Below are 26,212 nucleotides of genomic sequence, written 5' to 3'. Positions count from 1 at the left end.
GCGACGTCGCGCCCGATGATCGCTCTCCGGCAGCCGGTGAGCGCGGGTCAGTGCCGAAGCAGGTCGAGGAACTCCTCCCGGACCGGCTTCTGGTAGAACGTGCCGCGGATCGCCGAGGTCACAGTCATCGCTCCCGGCTTCTTGACGCCGCGCATCTCGACGCAGAGATGCCGGGCCTCGATGACGACCATGACGCCCTGCGGCTTCAGTCGGGTCTCGAGGTAGTTGGCCACCTGCTCGGTCAGCCGCTCCTGAAGCTGCGGCCGCTTGGCGTAGAACTCGAGAATCCGGGCGAACTTCGAGAGCCCGAGGATGGTGTCGTTCGGGATGTAGGCTAGATGGGCGTGACCGTAGAACGGCACGAGGTGATGGGCGCACATGGAGTAGAACGGGATCTGCTTCTCCATGACCATCGCGCTGTAATGCTCGTCGTTGGGGAAGGTCGTGACCTTGGGTTCGGCGCCCTCCTCGAGCCCGCGGAACATCTCGAGATACATCTTGGCGACGCGGCGGTCGGTGTCGCGCAGATTGTGGTCCGTGAGATCGAGACCGAGCTCGGCCAACATCCCGCGCACATGGTGTGCAATGCGCCCGACCCGGGCATCCTCGGCGAGGTCCGCGGTCGCGGCGGCACTCTCTTGCGGCTTCTTCTCGCTCATCCCCGGGATCCTAACCCAGCGCGCCGGCCCGAATCGATTCGGCGCAGCTCCCGTTCCCCAGGGGCGCTCCGGCGCTCGGGATCCAAAGTGGGCGACCACGCCTCAAACAGGAGCCCGCTTTGGATCCCGAGTGCCGGAGCGCCACCCCACTGCGGCGCCGTGGGAAGGGCCCGGACCCGGAATCCGCGCGATAGAATGCTGCGCGTGCTCGTGCCCTTCCTCCCCCCGCCGCGCAACCCCGCGGTGGACGACCTGCTCGGCGAGGTGCCACGCGAGCTCTTCTCCGAGCGGCTCTACCAGGCCTGCGAGCTCGTCGAACGCTACGTCTCCGACCTGGCCATCGCCATCGCGCAGCGGCTCGAGCTCGAGCCGGACCTCGCACAAGGGACGACGGCGCAGGCGATCCTCCGCTCCCGCAGCTACCCGGAGGACGAGAGCCCTGCGCTCGACTGGCTGCTCGCCCGTCTCGCCGAAGCCGGCCACCTCGAACGCTCCCCGGAAGAGCCCGGCCCGGCCTACCGGCTGCGGCGGCCCCTGCCCACCCCCGAGCTCGGCGAGCTGCGCGCCCTTGGGCTCGCCATCGACCCGGCCATCGCGCCGACGCTGGCGATCCTCGACACCGCAGGCGAGGCTTTTCCCCGAGTCCTGGCAGGTGCCCTGACCGGCGAGCAGGCTCTCTTCACCGGCGCCAGCATGCAGCTGTGGACCCAGTACTTCCACAACGCCAATCCGATCTACGCCCTGAACAACAGGCTGGCGGCGATCGCTGCCGCGAATCGCCTGCCTGCGGGCGGTCCGGTCCGGATTCTCGAGATCGGTGCCGGTGCCGGCAGCGCCGCCGAGGCTCTGCTCGACGAGCTCCGGGAGCGCGGCCGCATCGGCGAGGTCGCCGAGTACCGGCTGACCGAGCCGAACCCGATGCTGCGGCGGCGCGCGAGCCGTGCCCTGGCCGCCCGCTATCCGGGGCTCGCGCTCGTCGACCAGGCCTACGACATCGATCAGGACCCCTCCGCCCAGGGTCTTCCGCAAGCGGGCTTCGACCTCGTCTTCGCGGTCAACGTCCTGCACATCGCCCAGGACCTGGGCGCCAGCCTCGCCTGGTTGCGCTCGCTGCTCGTCCCGGGCGGCTGGCTCGTCGCCGGCGAGTGCCAGCGACTCTTCCCGCGGCAGACGATTCCGATCGAGCTGATCTTCGAGCAGCTCGCGAGCTTCACCCAGGTGAAGCTCGACCGGGACGTGCGCAGCTCGCACGGTTTCCTCACCCCGGAGGAGTGGCGCCAGGCGCTGGCCGCGACCGGTTTCGCGGCGCTCGCAGAAGTGCCCGATCTGGCCCGCATCCGTGAGCACTACCCGCGATTCTTCTCCGGCGCCCTCTGCGCCCGCCGTCCTCCGGCCGAGCGGCCGATTCCGAGTCCAGGAGCCTGAATGTCCACGATCACCATCGAATATTGCGTGGTTTGAAACTACGCCCCTCGAGCCGCCGGTCTGGCGGCTGACATCGAAGCGCAGTTCGGCCTGCAGCCGACCCTGATCAAGAGCCGCGGCGGCGTCTTCGAAGTTTCCCTCGACGGCGAGCTGCTGTTCTCGAAGAAGGAGGCCGGGCGCTTCCCCTCGACCGCTGAAGTCGCCGACCTGCTCGCCGCCCGCCTGCCCCCAGCCGGTTGAGCCTCGCGAGCCACGGGGGCACGCTCCTCGGCGCGGCGCTCGCGGCGGCCTGGGTCGTCCTCGCGCTGCGAGTGGTGCGCGACCGGCGGCGAGCCCCTCCGCTCCCTCCGCCCCTCGCCGAGCTCCCCGCGACGACCGTCCTGCTGCCGGTGCGCGACGAGCAGGCGAACCTGGCCGAGTGCGCGGCGACCCTCCTCGCCCAGCAGGGAGCCCCCGCCCTGCGCATCATCGACGACGGATCGACCGACCGCACCCCGGAGATCCTTGCCGGACTGGCCGGCCGCGAGCCCCGCCTGACGGCGCTCCGCGCGCGGCCGCTCGCCACCGGATGGGGCGGCAAGGTCAACGCTCTCTCGACCGGCCTGGAGGGTGTCGCCACCCCCTGGATCCTGCTCACCGACGCCGATACGCGCCACCAGCCGGAGCTCCTCGCCCGGGCGCACGCCGCTGCCGCCGAGCATCGCCTCGACGCCCTATCGCTCTCCGGTAGGCAAGCGACGGACGGCCTCGGCGAGTCCCTGCTCACCCCGGCGGCCTACGCGCTGCTCGACCGGATGCTCGGCGACTGGCGGCCTTACGCCAGAGGCCTCGGCCCGACGCCGATCGCCAACGGCCAGTACTTCCTGCTCAGGACCGAAGCCCTGCGGGCGATCGGAGGCTTCGCGGCGATCGCCGGCGACGCGCTCGACGATGTGGCGCTGGCGCGCCAACTGCACGCCCAAGGATTCAAAGTCGGCTTTCGCCGCGCTGGAGACGCCCTGACTGTCCGTATGTACAGCGGTGCCAGGGCGACATTTCGCGGCTGGCGAAGGAACTTCGCCCTCTTCGTGGCCGCGCGCCCGGCCGCGGCGGCGGCCGCCATCGCCCTGCCGCTCGCCACCCTCGCCCTTCTCGTCGCCGCCATGGCGCGGCGCGATGTTCCGGCCCTGGCGGTCTGCTGGCTGGGAGGTACCGCCGCATCCGCAGCGACTCGCAAGAGCTCCGGCACCAATCCCTTTACTGGAGCCTTTTTCCCTCTCGATGTTCTCTTGCTCGCTGCAACCCTTGGGCTCGCGACGCTCGATCGCTTTCGCGGCAAGGCGGCTTCGTGGCGGGGTCGGGAGATTCGGATCCAGAGATAGGCAGAACTAGGAGCCGGCGGCTCGGCGGGGGGCCGCGAGCGCGGCGCGGTAGCGACAGAGCTGTCCGGGGGTCTCCTCGATCTCGATCATCAGGCTGCGGACCGCGCCGCCCCTGGCGACTTTCGCCAGGCGCTCCCAGGCCCACCGGGCCAGGAGCTCCATCGTGACGTTGGCGAGCGGCAGGAGGAGCACCTCGTCCGCCGGGAAGCGATACTCACGCTCGGCGAAACGGACCGCGATCGTGCCGCCTGGCTTGCCGGAGGTCTCTCCACCCGATCTGCCGATGGCCAGATGCGGACTCGATTCGGGAAGCAGCAGCCGGTCGTCGAGCGCGGCGCAAGCGGCGCGGGCGGCGCGCTTCAGCCGCGCGCAGTCGGCCAGCAGGCCGAGCTCGTCGACGGCCTCGCCCTCCACTTCGAGAGCGAGGCGGTAGTTGTGGCCGTGCAACGGCTCGGCGTGCCCGGGTCCGAAGATCGTGAAGTGCGCGACGGAGAACTTGAAGTCCTCCTTGGCGAGGCGGATCGAGAAGGTCGGGGTCATCGCGCGGTCATTCTACGGGAGCCAGGCAGGCGGGAGCCGAGCAGGGTCTCCTCCACGACATCGAAGACGAGGTGGCACTCGTCGTCGGTGATCGCGTAGGGCGGCAGGAAATAGATCACGTTGCCGAGCGGTCGCAGGAGCACCCCGCGGTCGAGGAACTCCTGCGCGAGTCGCGGCCCCCGGGCGTCGAGATAGCCGGACTCGCGGTCGGCCGCGGGCGCCTCGAGCTCGACCACCGCCAGCGCGCCGAGGCCGCGGACCCGCGCCACGCCGGGGAGCGCCTGGATGACCGCCAGACGCCGCGAGAACAGACGCTGCAGCTCGGCGACACGGTGGAGGCAGTTCGTCTCGTCGAAGAGAGCGAGACTGGCGCGTGCCACGGCGCAGGCGAGCGCGTTTCCGGTGTAGGAATGGCCGTGGAAGAAGGCGCGCCCGCGCTCGGCCGAGAGGAAGGCGGAGTAGATCTCCTCGGTGGCGAGCGTCGCCGCGAGCGGCAGGTAGCCGCCCGTGAGCCCCTTCGAAAGACAGAGCAGATCCGGGGCAACGCCGGCGTGCTCGCAGGCGAACATCCTCCCCGTGCGGCCGAAGCCGGTGAAGATCTCGTCGGCGATGAGCGGCAGTCCGCGTGCCCGGGTCGCTTCGCGTACGCCGCGCAGGAAAGAGGAGGGATGGAGCCGCATGCCGCCGGCCCCCTGCACGATCGGCTCGACGATGACCGCGGCGACCTCGTCGCCTGCACGCTCGAGAAGCACGTCGAGCGCCGCGAGCGCCGCGGCCACTTCGCTCTCGCAGGCCGGCACCGGCGCCCGCAGGACCTCGCACAGCAGGTCCGCGAAGCCGCGGTGGAAGACCGGGTCGCCGCCCGCGGCCATCGCGCCGAAAGTATCACCGTGGTAGGCGTGGTCGAGCCCGACGAAGATACGGCGCCGCGCCTCGCCGCGCTGCCGCCACTGCTGGATCGCCATCTTCATCGCGACCTCGACCGCTGTCGAGCCGTCATCGGAATAGAAGACCCGCGAGAGGCCGGCAGGGGCGAGAGCGACGAGCTCGGCGGCCAGGCGCGCGGCGGGCTCGTGGGTGAAACCGGCGAAAATCACCTGTTCGAGCGCGGCCGCCTGAGCCGCCAGAGCCGCGTTCAGTCGGGGATGGTTGTGGCCGAAGAGATTGACCCACCAGGACGAGATGCCGTCGAGAACGCGCCGGCCGTCGGCGAGCTCCAGCCAGACGCCTTCGGCACGCACCACCGGCAGCGCCGGCGGAGCGGTCTGCATCTGGGTGTAGGGATGCCAGACGTGTGCCCGGTCCAGGGCGAGCCAGTCGGGCGAGGGTCCTGGCGCCTTCATCGCGCTCGATGATCGCCGGCGCCGGCGCCCGCTGGGCTCGAAATGTGGCTCACGAAGGACATCCCTGGAACCTTGTCACGTTCTCCCAGAAAATAGGGAAATGTAGGATGCGTTGAGCGCAGCGAAACGCATCGATCGCGTTCCGAATCCACTCTCCCCTCCGACGTCACGCGACCGATGCGGTGCGCTTCGCTTACCGCATCCTACCCGGCTACGGCCTAGGCATACTGGAGATGGCGGCGCAGATCGCCGGCCGGGTCGAAGGCGGCCGCGGCAGCGCACAGGCTCGAGGAGGTGAGCTCGAACGGCTCGACGGTGGCGATCACCTGGACGTCGCCGTAGGACTCGATCGCCTGCCGGTTCTCGTCGTTGGCCGGGCCGTTCAAGACGACGCCGGCGATCGGAATCCCGCGGCGGTGCAGAGCGTCGAGCGTCAGCAGGGTGTGGTTGATCGTTCCCAGCGTCGAGCGCGCGACCAGCAGCACCGGCAGCTCGAGCAGCGCCATGAGGTCGATCAGCAGCTCCCCTCCAGCCGACCGTCCCGACCCCAAGGGCGAACCAGCGTAGCCACCGCCGCCCGAGACTGCCCCCCCTCTGCCGAGCCTCTGCTTTTCGTTCAGAGGAACCATGACGCCGCCGGCGCCCTCGATGACGACGCCGCGCTCGGGACTGACGCTCTGCCAGTCCGCCCAGGCGCGAGCGATCTCGTCGATGTCGATGGTGACACCCTCGCGGCGGGCGGCGAGATGGGGTGAAACCGGATCGCGCAGGAGGTGCATCTCGAGCCGGATCTCGACTTCGACACCGGCGCGCGACACCAGGCTGGCGATCGTCGAGCTATCGCGCTCCGGCTGCGGTCCGCCCGCGCCGCTGGCGATCGGCTTCCAGTACGCGAGCTCGAGCTCGGCGGCGTAGCGCGAAAGAAGCAGGGCCGAGACGACCGTCTTCCCCACCCCCGTGTCGGTGCCGGCGACGAAGAGGCTCAAGCCGGCACCTGGTCGCCGAGTGGGTCGCCCAATGGACCGTTTGCTGGCCCGCCCATCTGCCGGATCGCCCGCCCGATCGCCGCCGCCAGTCCATCGATCTCGGCCTCGCTGTGATCGGCGTGCACCGACAGGCGCAGGCGGGCCGTTCCTGCCGGCACGGTGGGCGGGCGCACCGCCCGCACGTCGAAACCCGCCGATCGCACGGCCTCGGCCACGGCCAACGCCCGCGCGTTGCTTCCGAGCACGACCGGAACGATCGGGCTGTCGCCGGCGCCGGCGTCGAGGCCCTGCTCGGCCAGGCGCCGGCGCAACCGGGCGGCACGCCCGCGCACGCCGCCTTCCGCCCCCTCTCCGGGAGCGCGGCGCCCGGGCACCTCCGCGAGACGGTCGAGGCTCGCGGCGATGGCGTGCAAAAGGACCGGCGAGACGGCGGTCGAGAAGATGAACGGCCTGGCGCGGTTGACGATCCAGTCGACGAGCGAACGCGAACCGGCGATGCAGGCCCCCTGTACCGCGAGCGCCTTGCCGAAGGTCGTCACACTCGCCGCCACCCGGCGCTCGAGGTGGTGCGCCTCGACCAGGCCCGATCCGCGATCTTCGCCGTAGAGACCGGTGGCGTGGGCGTCGTCGACGATCAGCAAGGCGCCGTGCCGCGCGCAGAGTGCTTCGAGCGCCGCGAGCGGCGCCATGTCGCCGTCCATGCTGAAAAGCGACTCGACGACGACGACGGTGCGGCCACCGTGCGACGGTTCAACCAAGAGGCGTTCGTAGGCGGCGAGATCGAGATGCGGAACCACGCATCGGCGACAGCCCGAGAGCTTCAGTCCGTCGATCAGGCTGGCGTGATTGAGCTCGTCGGACAGGGCGCGATCGGCGGGACCGAGGATCGAAGTCAGCAGCGCGAGGTTCGCCTGGTAGCCTGACGGAAAGAGCAGCGCCGCCTCCGTACCCTTGAATCCGGCGAGCCGCGCCTCGATCTCGCGATGCAGCACCGTGTCGCCGCTGAGCAGCCGCGAGGCCGGAGCAAAGAGGGCCTCCGGGGCCTCCGTCGCGGCCGCCTGAATCCGCCGCGCGAGGGAGAGCGCGAGGTCGCCGTCGCGCCCGAATCCGAGATAGTCGTTCGAACAGAAATCGATCCCAGTGGCGAGGCTCGGGCGGCGGCGCAACCCCTCCTCGTCGAGCCGCCGGAGCCCGCGCGCCAGCCCGTCCTGCCAGTCTGCGAGAGTGCTCACCGGCTCTTCCGCCTCAGGTGCCGGAGGCCAGGGGGAGCGGCTCGAGTCCGAGTTTCGAAAACAGTCGGGCGTCGGCGTCTCCTCCCGGGTTCGGCGTCGTCAGGAGTTGCTCACCGGTGAAGATCGAGTTCGCGCCGGCCAGCAGGCAGAGCGCCTGAGTCTCGTCCGACATCTCCGAACGGCCGGCGGAGAGCCGCACGAAGCTCCTGGGAAGGACGATCCGGGCGCTCGCGATCATCCTCGCCATCTCGATGCCGTCGACCACCGGCCGTCCGGCGAGCGGCGTGCCGGCGACGGCGACCAGGGCGTTGACCGGCACGGACTCGGGATGCGGGTTCATCTCGGCGAGCACGCGCAGCATGTCGAGCCGGTCGTCGACCGACTCGCCCATGCCGACGATACCGCCGCAGCACAGCGTGATTCCGGCGCCGCGCACTCGGCCGAGCGTCGCCAGGCGATCCTCATAGGTGCGAGTCGTCACGATCCGGTCGTAGAACTCGGGCCCGCTGTCGAGATTGTGGTTGTAGGCGGTGAGGCCGGAATCGGCGAGGCGCTCGGCCTGGGACGCGCTGAGCATCCCCAGGGTGCAGCAAACCTCCAGCCCGAGCTCCGCCACGCCGCGCACCATCTCCAGAACGCGATCGAAATCCGGCCCGTCGTGGACTTCGCGCCAGGCCGCTCCCATGCAGAAACGGCTCGAGCCGTTGGCGCGCGCCGCGGCCGCCGCTGCGAGGACGGCGGGCAGATCGAGGAGCTTCTGGCGGGCAACCGCAGTCTCGTGATGGGCGCTCTGCGGGCAGTAGGCGCAGTCCTCCGGACAGCCGCCGGTCTTGATCGACAGCAGCGTGCACATCTGGACACGGTCGGGGTCATGGTGCCGGCGATGCACCGTCTGGGCGCGGAAGACGAGCTCCGGCAGCGGCAGGTCGTGAATCCGGCGGATCTCCTCGACCGTCCAGTCGTGACGCTCCAGCTCGACGCTCATTCAGTCCTCGTTCGTGGCGCGACCGGTCCCGCCGCTTCGCAAGCCGAAGCGCTTCGAGCCGGCGCTGCAGAAGGGTTCAGGTTTCGGCGCGAATCCGGCAATCGGCGACCAGCACGGTGACGTTGTCGACGCCGCCGGCGTCGAGCGCCGCGGCGACCAGGGCCGCGACGGCCGCGGCGGGGTCGGACTCCCGGCGGAGAATCTGCGCGATCGCCTCATCGGAGACCATCTCGGTCAGCCCGTCGCTCGCCACGAGGATCCGGTCGCCGTCGCGCAGATCGTGCCGCCCGAGCTCGACCCGCGGCGCGCCCGACTTGGCACCCAGCGCGCCGGTGAGTATGTGGCGCTGGCGATGCGATTTCACTTCCTCGGCCGCGATCACGCCGGCGTCGGCGAGCGCCTGGGCCATCGTCTGGTCCTGGGTCAGCCGTACGAGGGCGTCGTCGCGAAACCGGTACGCCCGCGAGTCACCGACATGCGCGAGGAGAAGATCATGATCGAGGAGATAGACCATCGTCATGGTCGTTCCCATGCCGGTGAGCGCCGGATCCGCGGCGGCCTCGGCTTCGAGAATGGTGTCGATCTTCCCGAAGTAGGCCTCGGCGCGCTGCATGAGCTCTCCGGCCAGGGCGTCGTCGAGGCGCAGGATCCAGTCCGGAATGCGGGTCGCGATCTCGACCAGCGCGCTGATCGCGCGCCGGCTCGCATGTTGGCCGCCCGACCGCCCCCCGATGCCGTCCGCGACCACGAGCACGTAGCCCTGCTGCTCGCTGCGGAAGGGCAGGTCCCCCTCCGGGAGGTTGGTGGCGACGGTCTCGAGCGACCGGTGCAGGCGAAGGGCGAGGTGATGATCCTCGTTGCGCGCGCGCACCTTCCCGGGATGCGAGAGCGCGCCGAGCTCGACGCGCAGCGGCGCGCGGAGCGCCTCTGCCTCGCGGCGGAGGAGCTCCGATACAGGCAGGCGCGGAGTCTTGTCGAGATCGGAGTCGGACATCGGAGCTGGCGCGGATCCTACTCCAATCGACGGCCGGCGCAGCCGCGGGGGCGGAACCGGGCATCCACGCCGGATCCGGCGGGTCTCAGCGCCGGGTGAGCTGCAACACGGCCTCCATGTGCCCGGTCTGCGGGAAGAGGTCAAGCAGCACCAGGGATTCGATCGCCATCACTTCGGAGAGCTCGCGCAGGTCCCTGCCCAGCGCCGCGGGATGACAGGAGACATAGGTCAGCCGCCGGGGGGGCCGGCTCACCAGCAGCCGCCGGACAGCGGCCGAGAGCCCGTCGCGCGGCGGGTCGACGACGATCCGGTCGAGGTTCTCGGCGAGGCCGCCGCCGACCCAGGTTTCGACCGCCTGGCCGACGATCTCGAGGCCCCGTTCCCCGGAGAGGTCTTCCGGGAGATCGGGAAAGTTCGCCCGCGCGTTCTTGCGCGCGAAACGCGTCGCGATCCGGTCTCCCTCGACCATCAGGACCCGCGAATAGCGGCGCGCGAGCGGCAGCGCGAAGAGCCCGACCCCGCCGTAGAGGTCCGCGGCGGTCTCGCCGGTCGCGGACCCGACGACGACCTCGACCAGCTGCTCGAGCAGTCCCGCATGGCCCTGGAAGAAGCACCGGGCGTCGAACCGGTACTCGAACGAGCCGATCCTGCGGCGCAGCTCGCCGTGGGGCAGCCCTTCGACGAGCGGCGAGTAGGAGACCAGGGCGCCATCCCCGCTCGCGAGATCGATCCGCGACGGCGCCCGTTCCGGCAGCCGCCGCGCGAGCGTCGCGAGCTCACCCTCGAGCTGCGGCACCAGGACCGCGCAGGTGGCGACGCCGACGAGATCACGGCTGCGGCGCGCAAAGTAGCCCACCTCGTAGCCACCATGGACGGCCCGGGTGTGGAGCTGCGTGCGCAACCGATAGCCCCAGGCCTGGCCGGCAACGACGGCGCTCGGTTCGGGCACCGCGACCCCGGAGATGCGCCGCACCGTCTCGAGCAGCGCCGCGCTCTTGTGCCGGAGTTGCACCGCCTCTTCCAGGTGCTGCAGGTCGCAGCCGCCGCAGCGGTCGAAGTAGGGACAGGGAGCCTGGCGTCGCCCCGGCCCGGGGGTGAGCAGCTCCAGGATCTCGGCGCGACCGTAGTCCGGTTTGCGCTCGAAGAGACGCACCCGCACCCGGTCGCCCGGCGCCGAACGCGGCACGAAGATCGGAATGCCCTCGAAACGGCCGAGGCCGTCGCCGCCCGCGACGAGCTTTTCGATGGAGAGCTCGAGCTCCTCGAGCTCGGAGAGTCGCAGGCCGGCGGTCGGGCGTTCGTAGGTCATGAAACTCCTCTGACCGAGGTCATCGGTCTCCAGCCGCTGCGCAAATCCCGAAAGCAGTGCATAGCCGTCACGTCGCCCGCTCGCCGAGGAGATGGATCAGCGGGGCGAGTCGCGGCAGTCTCGTCTCGACTTCGCGTCGCAGCTCGGCCGGCGAGTGCCTGCGGCTCAAGTGATGCAGCACGATGGCTTCGTGGGCGGCGAGCTCCGCCTCGTGCTCCACCAGATCGTCGAAATGGAGGTGCTTGTAGGCACTGCCGTGCTGCCGCACCGCCTCGCCCAGGAACGTGCACTCGATCATCAGCAGCCGGCTTTCTGCAAGGCGGGGCGCGAGCTGCCACACCCCGGGTCCGGTGTCGCCGCAGTACGAGAGCCAGACCTCCTCGCTCTCACGGTCGATCGCGACGCCTTCGGCGCGCAATCTGGCGAGCTCGGCGCCGGCGAGCTCCCGGAACTCTTCGCGCAGCTTGCGGCGCCGGCGCCACAGGTGGAACCCGAGGCTGGGCACGACGTGATCGGTCGCGAAGGCCTCCATCGCGAGGTCGCGCCCGACCTCGACCCGGTCGCCTGGCGCCAGCCCGACGACCTGGTAGTGGTACTCGACGCCTTCGAGCCGTTCCCCCGCGGCGATGAACTCCCCCAACAGACCCGCCACCGGACGCGGACAGAAGACGCGGGTGGGAGACTGATGATGGAGCGTGCGCTGCGAAAGCACGTACGGAACGCCGAGCGCATGGTCGAGGTGCCCGTGGCTGACGAAGAGGTCCCGGGAGCCGGCCTGGGTAGCGACTCCCCGCCCGACGTCGAGCGCGAGGCCGGGCGGGTGAATGCGGAACCAGGTCTCCTCTCCCGCTATCGAGTAGCCCTCGATCGACATCTCTCCCAACTGAAGCCGGGAGCTGCCGGAAGGAATCGCGGCAGCGACGGGAGCGAGAGGCACGGCAGGGCCGGTGGCGGAGCGGCCCGTCGTCAGATCTCCTGATACATGAAGCGCCGCAGCGGATCGAGCCGGCGGGAGAGACTCTCCTGGTCCGGTTCGATCAGCCAGAGCGCGGCCGCGACCGAGGACAGCAGGGAGTTGCCGTCCTGGGGCGTGAAGCAGAAGCCGTAGAGCTCGCGCTTCCTGCGCACCGCGAGCGTCGGCAGCACGACCACGGTCTGCGAGAGGATGCGCCCGTAATAGCCGTGATCGCGACCGAAGCTGAAGATCTCGTTGCAGTTGCGCTTGTCGGTGACCGCCACCCGGAGGTTCCCTTTCAGGCGCTCGATCATCTCGTCCTTGGTGATGTCGCGCTTGAAAGCGAGATTGAACCAGATCGAGTGCATGTACTGGGTGTTGAGCTTGACCGCGCTCGAGAACAGGTCGAACTTCTGATTCAGGGTCTCGAAGACGTGGAAAGCGTCGTGGGCATGATGGGTGCCGAACTCGGCGTCGTCGTGCTTGCCCACCTGGGGCGCCGGCGCGAAGTCCTTGGTCTGCGAGATGTCGTTCGCCCGCCGCATGCAGACGAACGTGCCGCGCTCGAGCGAGTAGCGCCCTTCGCCATCGTCGCACAGCGTCTTGATCAGGGTCGTGATGTTGTGGGTATTGCAGGAGACGATCTGAATGAAACGATCGCGCCCGGGCACGAGAACCTCGTCGTTGATGCCGCGCGCATAAGGTACGCCGAAACCGAACTCGCTGCCCTGGGCGAGAAACCCCTTGGGTCCGGAAAGCTGGTTGTAGTACTTCTCCTTCATCTCGTTGCCGGCGGGGGTGCAGTCGACGACCACGGTGGCGCGCGCCAGCGCCTCTTCGGTCTCGTAGGAGACCGTGTGCCCGATCTTTTCGAAGGCGTCCTTCTGGTCGGAATCGGCTGCGAGTCTGGCACCCCGCGCCATGAGGTGGTTGATCTTGGAGCGGTCGCCGGCCAGCGGCGAGCGTTTGTGGAAGGTGACCTCGTCGATTCCCATTTTTTCTCGGAAATCGGTGAAAAGGCCAATCAGGGGCTCACCGATGGTGCCCGTTCCGACGACGTGGACGACCGTCTTCTTCATGACTGCCTCCGCCTGCCTCAGGATGGGTTGGAGTACCTTCTCAAGACTGTGCCCGAAAGCGTAACATAAGGCCAAGAACCCGCTCGACGTCAGGAATCGGCACGGAGCTTGCTCACTCTTCTTGGGAGCCGCCGCCGAACTCGCCGTGCTTTCCGCCTCCACGCCAGTCCGGGTCGCGGCGGGCGAAGTCGTCGATCTGGCGCGGGACCTCGACCAGGGTGCGGGTCACCGCCGGATCGCAGCGGCCGTGGTCGCATTCGAAGGTATAGACGTTCCACTCCTCCCGGCGGGCGAAGCCGGTGAGCGTCTGATAGGAGTCGCAATTGCCGCATTTGATGGAGATGTCGCGGATGTTCATCGTCGGGTCTCCCCCGGCCGAGGCTACCAGAGCCCGGCGGCGGCGATCCGCCCGGCGCCTGGCCGCCCTCGCCGTTTTGGCGCTGGTGCAGTTGGCGCTCGGCGTTCCGGCGCGCCTCGCTGGCGAAGTCCCTGCGGAACAGTCCACACCGACCTTCTCCGACGAGGTCCAGGTCGCCTGGATTCTCGTGCCGGTCATCGTCAAGGGCCCGAGTGGCTACCTGAACGGCCTGGAGAGGGAGGATTTCGACCTCAAGGTCGACGGTCGCTCGATCCGCTTCCCCGACTTCGAGCCCCGCGGCGAGGCGCCCTGGAGCCTGGTCTTCCTCCAGGATCTGTCCGGGAGCATGGGGGTCGGCGGACGGCTCGAAGCGAGTCATGAAGCGATCGACTATTTTCTCGACGCAGCGCGGCCGGGAGACGAGTTCTCGCTGGCGACCTTCGCGGGCGAGGACACCAACATCGATGTCCCGTTCACCGAGGATCTCGAAGCCCTGCGGGAATCGGTCGCCTCCTGGGAGGGCTACGGCAAGACCGCGCTGCACGACGCGGTGGCCCTCCTGCCGCGCATCTCGGGCGACAGCCGGAACGTCAAGCGGGCCGTCGTCCTGATCACCGATGGGGTCGACAACGCCAGCACGGTGACCGCGGCGGCGGCGCGGGAGATCGTGCGCCAGGCGCAGCTCCCGGTCTACGTGTTCGGACTCGAATCCGGCGACCCCTTTGCCGCACCGACCTCCGCCGACGGGGTCTACAGTTATGCCGACATGCTGAATCTGCTCGCCCACATGACCGGCGGACGGTACTTCGCGATCGCCAGTCCCGACGACATGAAGGAGGCCTGCGCGTCGGTGGCGGAGGACCTGCGCTACCAGTACGTTCTCGGCTTCGAGACCCAGGGCACGGGCAAGAACGCTTTTCGGACGATCCAGGTTCAGGTTCGCGCCAAGAAGGCAAGGCAGGTTCTTTCGAGGAAAGGCTATCAGGGGCTCCCCCCCGCGTCGGGCTCGAAGTGAGACCGGCCCACGGGAGTGGAGACGATTCCCATGACCGCAGTGGCTTTATCAACCCAGGATGGAGGACATGAGATGAAAAGAGTGAATCTGGCGGTGACGGCAGTGATGATCACGGCGTTGGCGGGCTGGGGATGCGCCACCAAGAAGTACGTGGCGGGCGAAGTGGGCCAGGTCAGCACGCGCGTCGACGGTGTGCAGACCCAGGTCGAGGATGCGCAGACCAAGATCAAGGTGCACGAGGGCCGTATCAGCAAGAACGAGCAGGACACCGCCGCGGCGTCCAAGACCGCCAAGGAGGCGCTCGACCGCGCCGTCGCCGCCGGCCGCCTCGCCGAGGGCAAGCTCCTCTACGAGACCGTGCTCTCCGACGACAAGGTGAAGTTCGGCTTCGACAAGGCGGAGCTCTCGGCCGAGGCCAAGGCGGCACTCGACGCTTTCGCGGCGCAGCTGAAGACCGAGAATCGCAACGTCTACGTCGAAGTCCAGGGCCATACCGACAACGTCGGCGGCGAGCTCTACAACGAGAAGCTCGGCAAGCAGCGCGCCGAGTCCGTCGAGGAGTACCTCGCCAAGCAGGGCATCCCGCTCTTCCGTATCGAGTCGATCTCGTACGGCGAGTCGGAGCCGGTGGCCGACAACAAGACGCGCGAGGGCCGCGCCCAGAACCGCCGCGTGGTCCTGGTCGTCCTGCAGTAGTCGCCTCCCGACATCGGAGAATAGAAAAGGGCGGCTCCGCGGAGCCGCCCTTTTTCTTGGCTCATCTGGAAATCGAGTGGGCGAGTCGTGGACTCTTCATTCCGTAGGATGCGGTAAGCGAAGCGCACCGCATCGGTCGCGTGACGAAGGAGTGGATTCCGAACGCGACCGATGCGTTTCGCTCCGCTCGACACATCCTACGTTTTCCTTGCGCGGCTTCGGAGGTCGCCGGCCGGCCTCTACTTTCCGGCCGCCGGATCCGCTACCACCAGGAGCCGCCCGCCGCAGTCGGCGCAGCGGTAGCGCCGCGCCCCGCGATGGTGCCGCGGATAGCCCTCGCCGCACGACTTGCAGCGCCAGATCCAGAGCCGTCGCCGGCGCCGGAGGTGCGAGGTGTCGAGGCTGTGGCACACCGTCGGTTTGGCGCCGCAGGCCTGCATCATCTTCTTCCACTTCGGTCCGTGGCCGGCGCGCGGACCGGCCGCCAGGTGGCAGAGCTCGTGAACGAGGGTCGGCACGAGCTCCTGCGGATTGCGGTCGAGCAGGTGAGGATTCAGCTCCACAGTCACGTTCGTGAAATCGGCCCTTCCCAGCGTGCTGCGCAAGCGCGCGTTGAAGATCACCCGCACCCGGCGCGGACAGAGCCAGCGGAGCTTGCGCAAGGGCGCGAGATACGCGGCGGCGAGACGCTCGAGCGCCGCCGTCGAGCGCGTGGAAGGCACCTTCTTCCGGCGCTCGCGGCGCGGCGGAGAGAAGAGCTCGAGGAGGGAGAGTTGCTCCAAGGCCGGTCAGCTTCCTGAAGCCGCCGGGGCGACCGCGACCGCTGCCGCCGTCGCCTCTGCTGCCCCGGCGGCAGCCCGCAGGGCGGCCTCGATCGTCTCGGCGTCGGCGACACCGGTGTGGCGATAGGCGATCTGCCCCCGGGCGTCCATGACCACGAGGGTCGGCAGGGCCAGGATCTCGAGCGCGGTGCCCAGGACCTCCTCCGGGTCGACCAGCACCGCGTAGGGGAACGGACGCCTCGCGACGAAGTTGCGCACCGTCTCGGCCTCCTCGCCCGTCGAGACCGCCACGAACTCGACGCCGCGCTTCGCCGCGCCGGGGTAGATCTCTTTGAGGATGTCGGCCTGGAGATGGCAGGGCCCGCACCAGGTCGCCCAGAAGTCGAAGAGCACGACCTTGCCCGCGAAGTCCGCCTTGCCGAGACTCTCCCCCCCGAGCGAAGCGAGAGTGAACTCCGGCATCGGCACGAGCTCAGCCCCGCCGCCGGCACCCGCTCGTTCCCCGGCCCCACCGCACCCGGCCGCCAAGAGGAGAACCGCCGCGGCGACGCCGACCAGCAGAGACCGGACTCCGCGGCCGAGGCCGCCCGAAGCACGAAGAATCGTCATACCCCGAACGATAACCGGTTCAGCCACAAATCGGGATAGGCAACGGCCGCGCCCCGGCTCCGGAGGCGGGACATTCTTCTCTGGCTCGCCATCGGGGGCTCCGGCGAAAAAAAAGAGCCGAGGCCTCACGGCCGGGCTCATGGGGTACATACCAGAAACAGTTGCCAGGCGACGAAGCGCCCGGAGAACGAAGGCCGGCGCCGGAGCGCCGACGAAGTTACTTCTTCTTCTTGACGGTCTTCTTCGCAGTCTTCTTGGCAGGCTTCTTCGCCGCCTTCTTGGTGGCCATGTGGATAGCCTCCTCTATGGCATCGGGCTGAATTGCCCGTTGCATGCGTGGAAAGACTCCGACTTCAGCTGCACCCGCTGGTCGAGCCGCAATTCGTGCACTTGTAGCAGGAACCGTTGCGCACCATGATCGATCCGCACTCATGGCAGCTCGGAGCATCGGTATTGTTGACGAAGGTCAGCAACGAGCCGCCCTCGGCCTCCCGGGCCGTCGGCCGCACCGCCGCCGGGCCTGCCTCGGGTTGGGCCGCCGGAGCCGGCTCGCGGAGGATGACGCCGACCGCCTGCTTCTCCTCCTGGCTCAGGAACTTCGAGGCCAGCCAGCGGAAGATGTAGTCGGTGATCGACTTGGCGATCGGAATCTCCGGGTTCTTCGTGAAGCCGGACGGCTCGAAACGCGTGTGCGAGAACTTGTCCACCAGCGCCTTGAGCGGCACGCCGTACTGCAGCGACAGCGACACCATCGTGGCGAAGGCGTCCATCAGCCCGGAGATGGTCGAGCCCTCCTTGGCCATCACCAGGAAGATCTCCCCTGGCTGCCCGTCGTCGTAGACGCCGACCGTGATGTAGCCCTCGTGGCCGTTGATCGAGAACTTGTGGGTGATCGAGCGCCGCTCGTCCGGAAGCTTGCGGCGACCGGGCATCGGAACCGTCGAGGCCAGAGTGCCGGCGAGCGCCAGGCTCCCGGCGTTCGAAGCGGCCGCGGAGGCGTCGTCCTTGCGGGTCGACAGCGGCTGGCTGCGCTTGCACCCGTCGCGGTAGATCGCCACCGCTTTGAGTCCCAACTTCCAGCCCTCGATGTAGGCCTGTTCGATCTCCTCCGGCGTCGACTCCTCCGGCATGTTGATCGTCTTCGAGATCGCGCCGGAGATGAACGGCTGCGCCGCGGCGAGCATCTTCAGGTGCCCGGCGTAGTGGATCGAGCGGCTGCCCTGCGCCGGCTTGAAGGCGCAGTCGAAGACCGAGAGATGCTCGGGCTTGAGGAACGGAGCGCCCTCGATCGTGTCGTGCTCGTCGATGAACTCGACGATGGCGCGGATTTCGTCCTTCTCGTAGCCGAGGCGCTTCAACCCGACCGGCACCGTCTGGTTGACGATCTTGATCATCCCGCCGCCGACCAGCTTCTTGTACTTGACGAGCGCGATGTCCGGCTCGACGCCGGTGGTGTCGCAGTCCATCATGAAGGCGATCGTTCCGGTCGGCGCCAGCACCGAAATCTGGCTGTTCTTGAGGCCGTGCTTCTCGCCCAGGGCGACGACGTCGTCCCACGATTGCTTGGCGGCCTGGAGGAGCTCCAGGGGAACGTGCGCGGCGTCGATCCGCTTCACCGCGTCACGATGCTTGCGCATGACCCGGAGCATCGGCTCGCGATTCTTGGCGTAGCCCGCGAACGGCCCCTTCTTCTCGGCGATGCGCGCCGACTGGGCATACGAGGCGCCGGTCATCAGCGCCGTGATCGCCGCCGCGTAGCCGCGGCCGCTGTCGGAGTCGTAGGCCATTCCGCGGGCCATCAGGAGCGCACCGAGGTTGGCGAAACCGATCCCCAGCGGGCGATAGTCGTGCGAGTTCTTCTCGATCGCCTTGGTCGGGTAGCTCGCGTAGTCGACCACGATCTCCTGCGCGGTGATCACCACTTCGCAGGCGTGGCGGAAGCTCTCGACATCGAAACCGCGATCGGCGTCGTGGAACTTGAGCAGGTTGAGCGACGCCAGATTGCACGCCGTGTCGTCGAGGAACATGTATTCGGAGCACGGGTTCGAGGCGTTGATCCGCGCCGAGTTGGGGCAGGTGTGCCAGTCGTTGATCGTGCTGTCGTACTGCATCCCGGGATCGCCGCACACCCAGGTCGACTCGGCGATCGCGTGCATGAGGTCGCGGGCCGGGTAGCTGTCCATGGGCCGGCCGTCGCGCACGGCGCGTGTCGTCCAGTCGCGGTTCTCGACGACCGCCTTCATGAACTCGTCGGTGACGCGGACCGAATGGTTGGCGTTCTGGTAGGCGATCGAGTCGTAGGCGCCGCCCGAGACGTTGAAACCGCCCGGGTAGCCGGCGTCGATCAGCGTCCAGGCCTTGCGCTCCTCGATCTCCTTGCAGCGGATGAAATCGAGGATGTCCGGATGCTCGGCGTTGAGGATCACCATCTTCGCCGCGCGGCGCGTCTTGCCGCCGCTCTTGATCACGCCGGCGAAGGCGTCGAAGCCCTTCATGAAGGAGACCGGACCCGAAGCCGTGCCGCCGCCGGCGAGGCTCTCGCGGGACGAACGCAGCGAGGACAGGTTCGAACCGGTGCCCGAACCGTACTTGAAGAGCATGCCTTCGGTCTTCGCCAGGCCGAGAATCGACTGCATCGTGTCCTCGACCGAGTTGATGAAGCAGGCCGAACACTGGGGATGCTCTTCGATTCCGACATTGAACCAGACCGGCGAGTTGAAGCAGGCGTACTGGTTGACCAGGATGTGCGAGAGCTCGGCATGGAAGATCGCGGCGCTCGCTTCGGAGGCGAAGTAGCCGCCGTCCCGGCCCCATCGCGTCATCGCGTCCACGACCCGGCCGATCAACTGACGCACCGAGGTCTCACGCTGCGGCGTACCGAGCTCGCCGCGGAAGTACTTCGAGACCACCACGTTGGTGGCGGTCTGCGACCAGAACTTGGGAACCTCGACGCCCTTCTGCTCGAACACCTTCTCGCCCTTCTCGTTTCCGATCAGGGCGTCCCGCGTCTCCCATTCGACGGCGTCGAACGGATCGACTCCGGCGGTCGAAAAGTAGCGCTCGAACTCGAGTCCGGCGCGGGTCGCGCCCGGGGCGGCGGCGGCAGATGCCGCGCCGGCTTCACGGGCTTCGGAAACGCCGCCCGGGAGGCCGGGCGGACGGGAAAGGTTGGGGGTGAGTTCGGGATTCATTTTCGATTCTGTTGCCATGCTTCCTCCGTTACCGCCTGTTGCCCAGGGTGACTTCAGTTTCGGGCCCGCCGTGCCGCCCAACCCGCCTTGAGGCTCCCGACTTCCGCGCAACACCCAGCGAGCTACCCCGTCTTACCTGCCCAAAGGCTTGTGCAATTTCCGAGGTCCAGAGTGTGCGGCAGAGCGTGCGACTCTGTCAAGGGGTTTCCGCAAGATATTGTGCCTCCGCCTGCGGCGGCCCCTAGCCATTGTCCCCCAGTTCGCCTCCGGAAAGCGACCGGGTGGCCCGAAAACCGGCCTCCAGCGGCGCTAGAATCAGGCCGTGACCGACTCCGAGCAGGGCCCCAGAACAGTTGCACCGGCGAGCGCCGCGACCCGCCCTGAAACCGTCTTCGCCACCGTCTACTCGGCGGACGACGTCGCGTCGATCGCCATGGAGGCGGCGGTCGGCGAACCCGGAAGCTACCCGTTCACCCGCGGCATCTACCGCGAGATGTACCAGCGCCGCCTGTGGACGATGCGCCAGTACGCCGGGTTTTCCGACGCGGCCGAATCGAACCAGCGCTACCGTTACCTCCTCGCCCAGGGCACCAGCGGACTTTCGGTGGCTTTCGACCTGCCGACCCAGATCGGCTACGACAGTGATCACGCGATGGCCAGGGGCGAGGTCGGACGGGTGGGGGTGCCGATCGACTCGATCGTCGACATGCGGCGCCTTTTCGAGGGCATCCCGCTCGATCGCGTCACGACGTCGATGACGATCAACGCCACGGCGCCGATTCTGCTCGCGCTCTACCTCGTGGTCGCGGAGGAGCAGAATGTCCCCTGGAAGCAGATCGGCGGCACCGTCCAGAACGACATCCTCAAGGAGTACGCAGCGCGCGGCACCTACATCTACCCACCGGAGCCGTCGCTGCGCCTGGCGACCGATGTCATCGCCTTCTGCGCCGAGCACGTGCCGAAGTGGAATCCGATCTCGATCTCCGGGTACCACATGCGCGAGGCCGGGTCGACCGCCGTGCAGGAGATCGCCTTCACGCTCGCCCACGCCCTCGCTTACGTCGATGCGGCGCTCGAGCGCGGCCTCGCGATCGACGACTTCGCGCCGCGGCTCTCCTTCTTTTTCAACGCCCACAACCATTTTCTCGAGGAGGTCGCCAAGTTCCGCGCCGCCCGAAGGCTCTGGGCGGAGCTCCTGCGCGAGCGCTACGCGCCGAAGGACCCGCGGTCGCTCTGGCTGCGCTTCCACACCCAGACCGCCGGATCGACGCTCACCGCGCAACAGCCGGACAACAACATCGTGCGCGTGGCGATCCAGGCCCTGGCCGCGGTGATGGGGGGCACGCAGTCGCTGCACACCAACGCGCGCGACGAGGCCCTGGGCCTCCCCACCGAAGACTCGGTGCGGCTCGCGCTGCGCACCCAGCAGGTCATCGCCAGCGAAAGCGGCGCCGCGGATGTGACCGACCCGCTGGGCGGCAGTTGGGCGATCGAAGCCCTGACCGACGACCTCGCCCGCCGGGCGCGCGCCTATATCGTGCGCATCGACGAGATGGGCGGGGCGCTCGCGGCGCTCGAGCGCGGGTTCCAGCAGGACGAGATTGCCGACGCCGCCTACGCTTTTCAGCGGCGCGTCGAAGAGGGCACGGCGAAGGTCGTCGGCGTCAATTGCCACCAGGTCGAGGGCGAGGCGGCCCCCGAGCCTCTACTGCTCGACCCGGCTGGCGAGGCCCGCCAAGTCGAGCGCCTGCGCGAGCTCCGATCGGCGCGCAACTCCGGCCGCGTGGCCGCGGTCCGCGACGTGCTCCGCATCAAGGCGGCCACCGCCGAGAACCTCCTGCCGCCGATCCTCGACTGCGTGCGCGCCGAAACGACGCTGGGCGAGATCGCCGACACCCTGCGCGGCGTCTTCGGCGAGCACGCGGAGGGCGGCTCGGCGCGCTGACCCCCGGGCGCTCTCAGGGCGTCGACGCCGACCAGGTTTCGATCGCGCCGCTGGCGAAGCCGTCCGAGAACAGCGAACCGTAGAGCACGACCTCGGCGCCGACATTGGCGAGCGGGAACGCGTTGAAATAGGGCGCGCCGATGACGAGGTCGGCGAAACCGTCGCCGTCGAAGTCGCCGGTCGCCGCGGAGGCGCCGTAGTCCTGGCTGTCCTGCACTTCGCCGGGATATCCGCCCGTGCCGGCCAAGAGGTTACCGAAGCGGGTGAGGACGCCGCCGGGGCCACCCATGAGGAGCGTCACCGCGCCGCGGTCGGCACCCCCGTTGCCCTCGCCGGGATGCCCTACCGCGAGATCCGCGCGACCGTCGCCGTCGAGGTCGCCTGCCGCGAGCGCGAAGCCGAAGCGGTCGCCGCTCTGGTCGACGACGCCCACTCCCAGGATGTCGCTCTGCTGGAAGTACTTGCTGCGCGCCAGGTGGATGCCGGCGGCCGACCCGAACATCATCGAGATCGCTCCGGTGTCGGGCGCGTCGGGAAATCCGGAAGTCTCGTCCTCGAACGGCGCGGCGACCGCCAGATCGTCGAAGCCGTCGCCGTCGAAATCGCCCGCAGCGAGCTCCTGGCCGAACTGGTCGCCGGCTTCGTCGACCCCGCCGGTGTGGTGCTGGAAATAGAGCGCGTTGTTCGGCAGGTCGAGCCCGCCGGCGTTACCGAAGACGATCTGCACGATGCCCTTGTCGTCTTCTCCCGATGCGCCGATCGCGAGGTCGTCAAAGCTGTCGCCATCGAAGTCGCCGGTGGCGACAGCCGCTCCCAGATGGTCATAGTCCTCGGCGCCGCCGAGGATGTCGGGCGAGTCCTGATCGAAGATGTATCCGAAGAACGGCAAGAGCCCCCCTGGCGCGCCGAGCAGGACGATCACCGCGCCCGCCTCCTCGAGGAGCGAATCGGGGGGGTAGTAAATATACGAGAAGGGACAGCCGATGACGAGGTCGGCATAGCCGTTGTGATCGAAGTCACCGGTCGCCAGGTCCTGCCCGCAGATGCGGAGTCCGCGGCCTGCCGCAGGCACCATACCGGCCGTGAAGTGGGGTACCAACCACTCGGAAGCGGCCGGCTCGAGCCCGGAAGGCGTGCCGTAGTGGATCGCGACCGCTCCGTAGGTGTAGTCGAAGAAGCCCTCGCGATGCCCCGGGACGCTGACAGCGAGGTCGTCGATCTGATCGCCGTTGAAGTCGCCTGCGGCGAGGGCGTAGCCGAACTGGTCGTCTTCACGCTGCGGATCCGGGCTGCCGGACGTGAACTGGCTGAACAGGGTCGACTGCGAAGCGAGTCCGGCGCCGGGCACTCCATAGCGCACGACGAAGGCGCCGGCGTTGATCACCTCGAAGCCGGCCACGCCGTCGTCGTCCGGAATTCCGCTCGCCAGGTCCTCGGCGCCGTCGCCGTTGAAATCCCCGGTGGCCAGGGAGAAGGCGAAGTGATCGCCCTCCTGCGGCGGCGTGAAGAACAGCGGTTCGTTGCCGTAGGCGCGGCCGCGGACGGTCGAGACGCCTAGATATCCGGGCATGGCCGCAACCGCAGCGGCGACCGCGAACAGGGCGCCGAAGCAGGCGGCGGACCTCACGAGCCGGGAGGAAGGACTTGGAGCGGCAGTGGGGAATCTCATGTCCGGGTACGCGCAGACCGTCGCCGAAAAGGCTCATCCTGTTTCCGGGCGGTACGACCGCCGACGCCTGCCGGCGAGGAGCGGCGGGCAGGCGTCGGGCCGCAACGTGGTCGCCGGAGCTCCGCTTCAGATGGCCGGCGGCGCGGGCGCGGGTGCCTCCTCGGCGACCGGCTCGGCGGCGCGCACAGCGGCGACCTTCTGCTCGAGTTCGGTCACGAGGTCGCGCGCCAGCAGGATCTCCACCTCGCGCCCCCGCGTCCGCGCCGGAACCACCGCGGCAGCAGGATCGCGGCTCTCGTAGAGCGTCAGCAGCTCCTCGTTGCCATCGGCGTCGGAGATCGTCACGGTGAGCCTGGGGGCGACGGGCGGCGCCGCACCCGCAGCTGCCGCCGGCAGCTCGGCGAGGCGCTCCGCCCGGGCTGCGGTCAGCGCCGCGAGGAGATCGCTCGCGGCGGTAAACGGGATCCGCTTGCCGTCGCGCAGCCACTCGCCGTCGCGGCGGGCGAGCTCGAAGGCGCCGGCCGGATCTTCGAAGCGCGCCTTCTCGATACGCCAGTTCTCGAAGCGGGTCCAGTTCCGGCTGCGCCATTCGCTCGCCGGGCGCGCCAGGAGGTCGCCCAGCGTCGAGACGCTCTCGAAAGCCTGACCGCCGGCGCGCCAGACGCGCCGGCCGGGTGCCCGTTCGGCACCGATCTCGATCCGCAGCGGCGCGGACTCGCCGCGGATCGTGACCTCGATCGTTCCCAACGCTCCCTGCGCCGCGGCCCTCCCGCTGAGCGCCGCCTCGGCTTCGACCGCGAGCGGCGGGTCGAGGAAGGTCTCGATCCGCAGCGCCAGGAGGTCTGCAAGGAGACGATCCGCGAGATCCCGCTCGGCCAGGTCGGAAACCGGGCTTTCGAGACGCAGCGTCTCGCCGCTGCGGGCGAGCACGACGGACTCCCCGGCGACCGGCGAGATCGCGACGCGCTCGATCCGGTCGCGCGCGGCCGCCACGACCATCCGGCTTCGCCACTCGCCGGCCGGACGGGAGATCTCGTCGACGAAAGCTCCGGAGGTGACCGCCGGCGCGACCCTTCCGCTCGCCGCCACAACCACGTCCTCGGTCGCCGGCACGCTGCCCCCGACCTCGAGCTTCCCGGCGGCGGTCGCCGTCGTCCAGCTCACCGAGCCGCGCGGCGGTTCGAGCCCGACATCCCGACGGGCCACTCCATCCAGCACGCGCACCGCTTCGAGCCCCGCGAGTCCGGCGAGTAGCCGAGCGACGGCAGCCTCGTCGGCGGGATGGACGAACGGCTCGACGATTCGCCACGGGCGCGCCCCGGGGAGCTCGCCGGTCGACTCCGGGCTCTTCGCGGCGCGTTCGAGACGCACCCGGCTCCCCTGCCATTCGAAGTCGAGCGCCACGATCTCCTCCGGCGTCGCGCCCACGAGGCGTCTGGCCGCGGCGGCGCGCTCGTCGGTGCCGGCCACTCTGTCTTCGGCGTAGTAGATGAGTGCCAGCAAGACGCCGACGACGAGGGCGAGAATGAGGAGGCTCCGGGGGCGCATGCCTCTACCTCCGGCGCCGGAAGTGCACCGCGATGCCGGCGGCGATCGCCAGCGCCGGGAGCCCCGCGAGCACCAGCCAGGTCACCCCCGAGAGCTGCCCCGGCGTGAGCGTCATGCGGACCTGGTCGGGTTTCTTGGGGCCGATCCCGAGGAGCTTCTGGCGGTCGAGCAACCAGTTGAAGGAGTTGGCGAGCAGCGTCGGGTTGCCCGAGAGCGCGAGCAGGCTGTTGGTCGCGAAGTCGGAGTCGCCGACGACCACCAGGCGCCAGGCCGGTCCTTCGCCCACCGGCGGCTTCGGAGCGGACGCCTCCGCGAGCTCTTCCTCCTCCATGCCCGCCAACGGCGCCTCCTGCGACGGGGCGCTGACAGCGACGGCGAGCGGCACCGGGCCGGAAAGATCCTTGACGTCCTTCGCGACAGCGCGCAGATTGCCCAGGTCGGACTCGCCCCAGCCTTCGGCGGTGGTCTCGAGGAGGACCTGCGCCTGGGCGCCCTCGGGCGCGCGGCCGGCGGCCACCGAGCGCGCCAGCGCCACGATCACGCCGACCCCGGCCTGTTCGAGGCTGCGGACGATCGGGTGCCCGCCGGAGGCGCCGGCAAAGAGCGTCTCGGCGCCATGCAGCGGCACGGTCGCTCCCGGATCGACGACGATGTTGGCGCCTACCTGCACGCCGTAGGCGTCGAGCCAGCCCTCGAGACCGGTTTCGAGGAGTCCGCCGCCCGGCGCGAGCTCGGGATCGAGCAGCACGAGCATCCGCCCGCCGCGATCCAGGAACCTGCCGAACGCCTGAAGCTCGGGCTCGGCGAAGCGCGCCCGGGCGCCGGCGACGACCAGCAGGTCGGTGCCCGCCGGCACGTCCGGCTGCCCCAGCGAAGCCCAGCTCGTGAGCTCGAGATTCTCCTTGCCGACCAGGCCGGCGACGCCGGAGAGGCCGCCGGCGCCAGGCTCGTCGAGAGACGCTTCACCGTGCCCGGAGGTCAAGAGGACCCGGGGCTTCCTGCTTTCGACGAGCTCGAGGATCGCGCCGCTGAAGGCCTCCTCGCCCTTGAATCCGGTGAGCTCGGGACGGCCGCCGTACTGGAGCGCCGAGTAGTCGAAGTCGGCGAGAGAGCTCTCTTCGACGACGCGGCGGTCGGCCCCGCTTTCGAAGACCACGACGTTCGGGTCGGAGAGCTGGAACTTGTCGACCAGGCGCTGGGCCTCGATGAGATTCTTGTCCACCGAGACGGTTCGGAAACGGACGCGCGGCGACTTCGCCGCGTAACGCCCGAGGAGCTCCTTCGACGACTCGTAGAGCGGCGAATCTTCACGCAGGAAGAGCGTGACCTCGATGTCCCGGTCGAGGCCGGCGAGGATCGACAAGGTCTTTTCCGACAGCGAGTAGATCTGCGACGAGGTCCAGTCGAAGCGGTGGTAGTAGCGCATCCCGAGGTAGTTCACGATGCCCACCAGCGCCGCGACCAGCAACACTCCGGCCGAGAGCAGCGACGCCTGGGCGAGGCCACCGGTTCTTCCCGTTCCGCTCATCGC

The 26,212-nt window shown here is 69.1% G+C and carries 24 protein-coding genes; 6 read left to right on the top strand and 18 right to left on the bottom strand.

What is annotated here, in order from left to right:
• Positions 1 to 47: 47 nt before the first annotated feature.
• Positions 48 to 659 carry a GTP cyclohydrolase I FolE gene (gene folE / locus KBI44_09900; GenBank protein ID MBP9144785.1) on the bottom strand — a complete coding sequence of 204 codons (612 nt, stop codon included), beginning with the start codon at positions 657 to 659 and terminating at the stop codon, positions 48 to 50.
• Between the two features lie 204 nt (positions 660 to 863).
• Here folE and KBI44_09895 point away from each other — a divergent pair, with 204 nt between their 5' ends.
• From KBI44_09895 to KBI44_09885, 3 genes are read left to right on the top strand one after another with little or no spacing between them, the layout of a single operon-like run.
• Positions 864 to 2,084, top strand: coding sequence for a methyltransferase (locus KBI44_09895; GenBank protein ID MBP9144784.1), 1,221 nt, complete (start codon positions 864 to 866; stop codon positions 2,082 to 2,084).
• Between the two features lie 60 nt (positions 2,085 to 2,144).
• Positions 2,145 to 2,324: an Rdx family protein gene (locus KBI44_09890; protein MBP9144783.1), complete on the top strand. Its 180-nt coding sequence runs from the start codon at positions 2,145 to 2,147 to the stop codon at positions 2,322 to 2,324.
• Positions 2,321 to 3,445 (top strand): glycosyltransferase, encoded by a 1,125-nt coding sequence (locus tag KBI44_09885; protein MBP9144782.1) that lies wholly within the window; start codon positions 2,321 to 2,323, stop codon positions 3,443 to 3,445. Before KBI44_09890 ends, KBI44_09885 begins: the two co-directional genes overlap by 4 nt.
• Before the next feature lie 6 nt (positions 3,446 to 3,451).
• On the opposite strand, the gene KBI44_09880 is transcribed toward KBI44_09885, so the two are convergent.
• The 10 genes from KBI44_09880 to KBI44_09835 form a co-directional block, all read right to left on the bottom strand.
• Positions 3,452 to 3,985 carry a 6-carboxytetrahydropterin synthase gene (locus KBI44_09880; protein ID MBP9144781.1) on the bottom strand — a complete coding sequence of 178 codons (534 nt, stop codon included), beginning with the start codon at positions 3,983 to 3,985 and terminating at the stop codon, positions 3,452 to 3,454.
• Positions 3,982 to 5,328: an adenosylmethionine--8-amino-7-oxononanoate transaminase gene (locus KBI44_09875; GenBank protein MBP9144780.1), complete on the bottom strand. Its 1,347-nt coding sequence runs from the start codon at positions 5,326 to 5,328 to the stop codon at positions 3,982 to 3,984. Before KBI44_09875 ends, KBI44_09880 begins: the two co-directional genes overlap by 4 nt.
• 218 nt (positions 5,329 to 5,546) lie before the next feature.
• A complete protein-coding gene (locus KBI44_09870; GenBank protein MBP9144779.1) occupies positions 5,547 to 6,347 on the bottom strand; it encodes a dethiobiotin synthase in 801 nt (266 codons plus the stop codon).
• The gene (locus KBI44_09865) at positions 6,311 to 7,546 is read right to left on the bottom strand and encodes an 8-amino-7-oxononanoate synthase (GenBank protein ID MBP9144778.1); all 1,236 of its coding nucleotides are present in this window, start codon (positions 7,544 to 7,546) and stop codon (positions 6,311 to 6,313) included. The genes KBI44_09870 and KBI44_09865 overlap by 37 nt, the downstream gene beginning before the upstream one ends.
• 13 nt (positions 7,547 to 7,559) lie before the next feature.
• On the bottom strand, positions 7,560 to 8,531 hold the full coding sequence (gene bioB, locus KBI44_09860; protein ID MBP9144777.1) for a biotin synthase BioB: 972 nt from the start codon (positions 8,529 to 8,531) through the stop codon (positions 7,560 to 7,562).
• A gap of 76 nt (positions 8,532 to 8,607) precedes the next feature.
• Positions 8,608 to 9,525, bottom strand: coding sequence for a serine/threonine-protein phosphatase (locus tag KBI44_09855; GenBank protein ID MBP9144776.1), 918 nt, complete (start codon positions 9,523 to 9,525; stop codon positions 8,608 to 8,610).
• Between the two features lie 85 nt (positions 9,526 to 9,610).
• The gene (locus tag KBI44_09850) at positions 9,611 to 10,834 is read right to left on the bottom strand and encodes a class I SAM-dependent RNA methyltransferase (protein MBP9144775.1); all 1,224 of its coding nucleotides are present in this window, start codon (positions 10,832 to 10,834) and stop codon (positions 9,611 to 9,613) included.
• A gap of 67 nt (positions 10,835 to 10,901) precedes the next feature.
• Positions 10,902 to 11,708, bottom strand: a complete 807-nt coding sequence (locus KBI44_09845) for a hypothetical protein (GenBank protein MBP9144774.1) — start codon at positions 11,706 to 11,708, stop codon at positions 10,902 to 10,904.
• 92 nt (positions 11,709 to 11,800) lie between these two features.
• Positions 11,801 to 12,868, bottom strand: a complete 1,068-nt coding sequence (locus KBI44_09840) for a hypothetical protein (GenBank protein MBP9144773.1) — start codon at positions 12,866 to 12,868, stop codon at positions 11,801 to 11,803.
• A 112-nt stretch (positions 12,869 to 12,980) separates the two neighbouring features.
• Positions 12,981 to 13,226 carry a hypothetical protein gene (locus KBI44_09835; protein MBP9144772.1) on the bottom strand — a complete coding sequence of 82 codons (246 nt, stop codon included), beginning with the start codon at positions 13,224 to 13,226 and terminating at the stop codon, positions 12,981 to 12,983.
• On the opposite strand from KBI44_09835, the gene KBI44_09830 reads away from it, so the two are divergent.
• Together KBI44_09830 and KBI44_09825 are read left to right on the top strand one after the other, a co-directional pair.
• Complete coding sequence (locus KBI44_09830; protein ID MBP9144771.1) at positions 13,219 to 14,241, top strand: VWA domain-containing protein; 1,023 nt, start codon at positions 13,219 to 13,221, stop codon at positions 14,239 to 14,241. The two genes, KBI44_09835 and KBI44_09830, sit on opposite strands and share 8 nt — an antisense overlap.
• Before the next feature lie 72 nt (positions 14,242 to 14,313).
• Positions 14,314 to 14,937, top strand: coding sequence for an OmpA family protein (locus tag KBI44_09825; protein MBP9144770.1), 624 nt, complete (start codon positions 14,314 to 14,316; stop codon positions 14,935 to 14,937).
• 239 nt (positions 14,938 to 15,176) lie between these two features.
• On the opposite strand, the gene KBI44_09820 is transcribed toward KBI44_09825, so the two are convergent.
• The 4 genes from KBI44_09820 to KBI44_09805 all read right to left on the bottom strand — a co-directional run bounded on the left by KBI44_09820 (position 15,177) and on the right by KBI44_09805 (position 19,519).
• Positions 15,177 to 15,719, bottom strand: coding sequence for a SprT-like domain-containing protein (locus tag KBI44_09820; protein MBP9144769.1), 543 nt, complete (start codon positions 15,717 to 15,719; stop codon positions 15,177 to 15,179).
• 6 nt (positions 15,720 to 15,725) lie between these two features.
• On the bottom strand, positions 15,726 to 16,328 hold the full coding sequence (locus tag KBI44_09815) for a TlpA family protein disulfide reductase (GenBank protein ID MBP9144768.1): 603 nt from the start codon (positions 16,326 to 16,328) through the stop codon (positions 15,726 to 15,728).
• Positions 16,329 to 16,545: 217 nt separating this feature from the next.
• Positions 16,546 to 16,662 carry a histone H1 gene (locus KBI44_09810; protein ID MBP9144767.1) on the bottom strand — a complete coding sequence of 39 codons (117 nt, stop codon included), beginning with the start codon at positions 16,660 to 16,662 and terminating at the stop codon, positions 16,546 to 16,548.
• Positions 16,663 to 16,681: 19 nt separating this feature from the next.
• The gene (locus KBI44_09805) at positions 16,682 to 19,519 is read right to left on the bottom strand and encodes a vitamin B12-dependent ribonucleotide reductase (GenBank protein MBP9144766.1); all 2,838 of its coding nucleotides are present in this window, start codon (positions 19,517 to 19,519) and stop codon (positions 16,682 to 16,684) included.
• Between the two features lie 433 nt (positions 19,520 to 19,952).
• Here KBI44_09805 and KBI44_09800 point away from each other — a divergent pair, with 433 nt between their 5' ends.
• Positions 19,953 to 21,464: a methylmalonyl-CoA mutase gene (locus KBI44_09800; protein MBP9144765.1), complete on the top strand. Its 1,512-nt coding sequence runs from the start codon at positions 19,953 to 19,955 to the stop codon at positions 21,462 to 21,464.
• 13 nt (positions 21,465 to 21,477) lie between these two features.
• On the opposite strand, the gene KBI44_09795 is transcribed toward KBI44_09800, so the two are convergent.
• From KBI44_09795 to KBI44_09785, 3 genes are all read right to left on the bottom strand, one after another.
• The gene (locus KBI44_09795) at positions 21,478 to 23,034 is read right to left on the bottom strand and encodes a VCBS repeat-containing protein (protein ID MBP9144764.1); all 1,557 of its coding nucleotides are present in this window, start codon (positions 23,032 to 23,034) and stop codon (positions 21,478 to 21,480) included.
• A gap of 225 nt (positions 23,035 to 23,259) precedes the next feature.
• Positions 23,260 to 24,681, bottom strand: coding sequence for a DUF4340 domain-containing protein (locus KBI44_09790; GenBank protein ID MBP9144763.1), 1,422 nt, complete (start codon positions 24,679 to 24,681; stop codon positions 23,260 to 23,262).
• Positions 24,682 to 24,685: 4 nt separating this feature from the next.
• Positions 24,686 to 26,209 (bottom strand): GldG family protein, encoded by a 1,524-nt coding sequence (locus tag KBI44_09785; protein ID MBP9144762.1) that lies wholly within the window; start codon positions 26,207 to 26,209, stop codon positions 24,686 to 24,688.
• Positions 26,210 to 26,212 lie beyond the last annotated feature (3 nt).

It is taken from the genome of Thermoanaerobaculia bacterium (assembly GCA_018057705.1).
GTDB lineage: Bacteria > Acidobacteriota > Thermoanaerobaculia > Multivoradales > JAGPDF01 > JAGPDF01.
The sequence above is the reverse complement of the archived record's forward strand: the minus strand, read 5'-3'. Positions and strand labels throughout refer to the sequence as shown.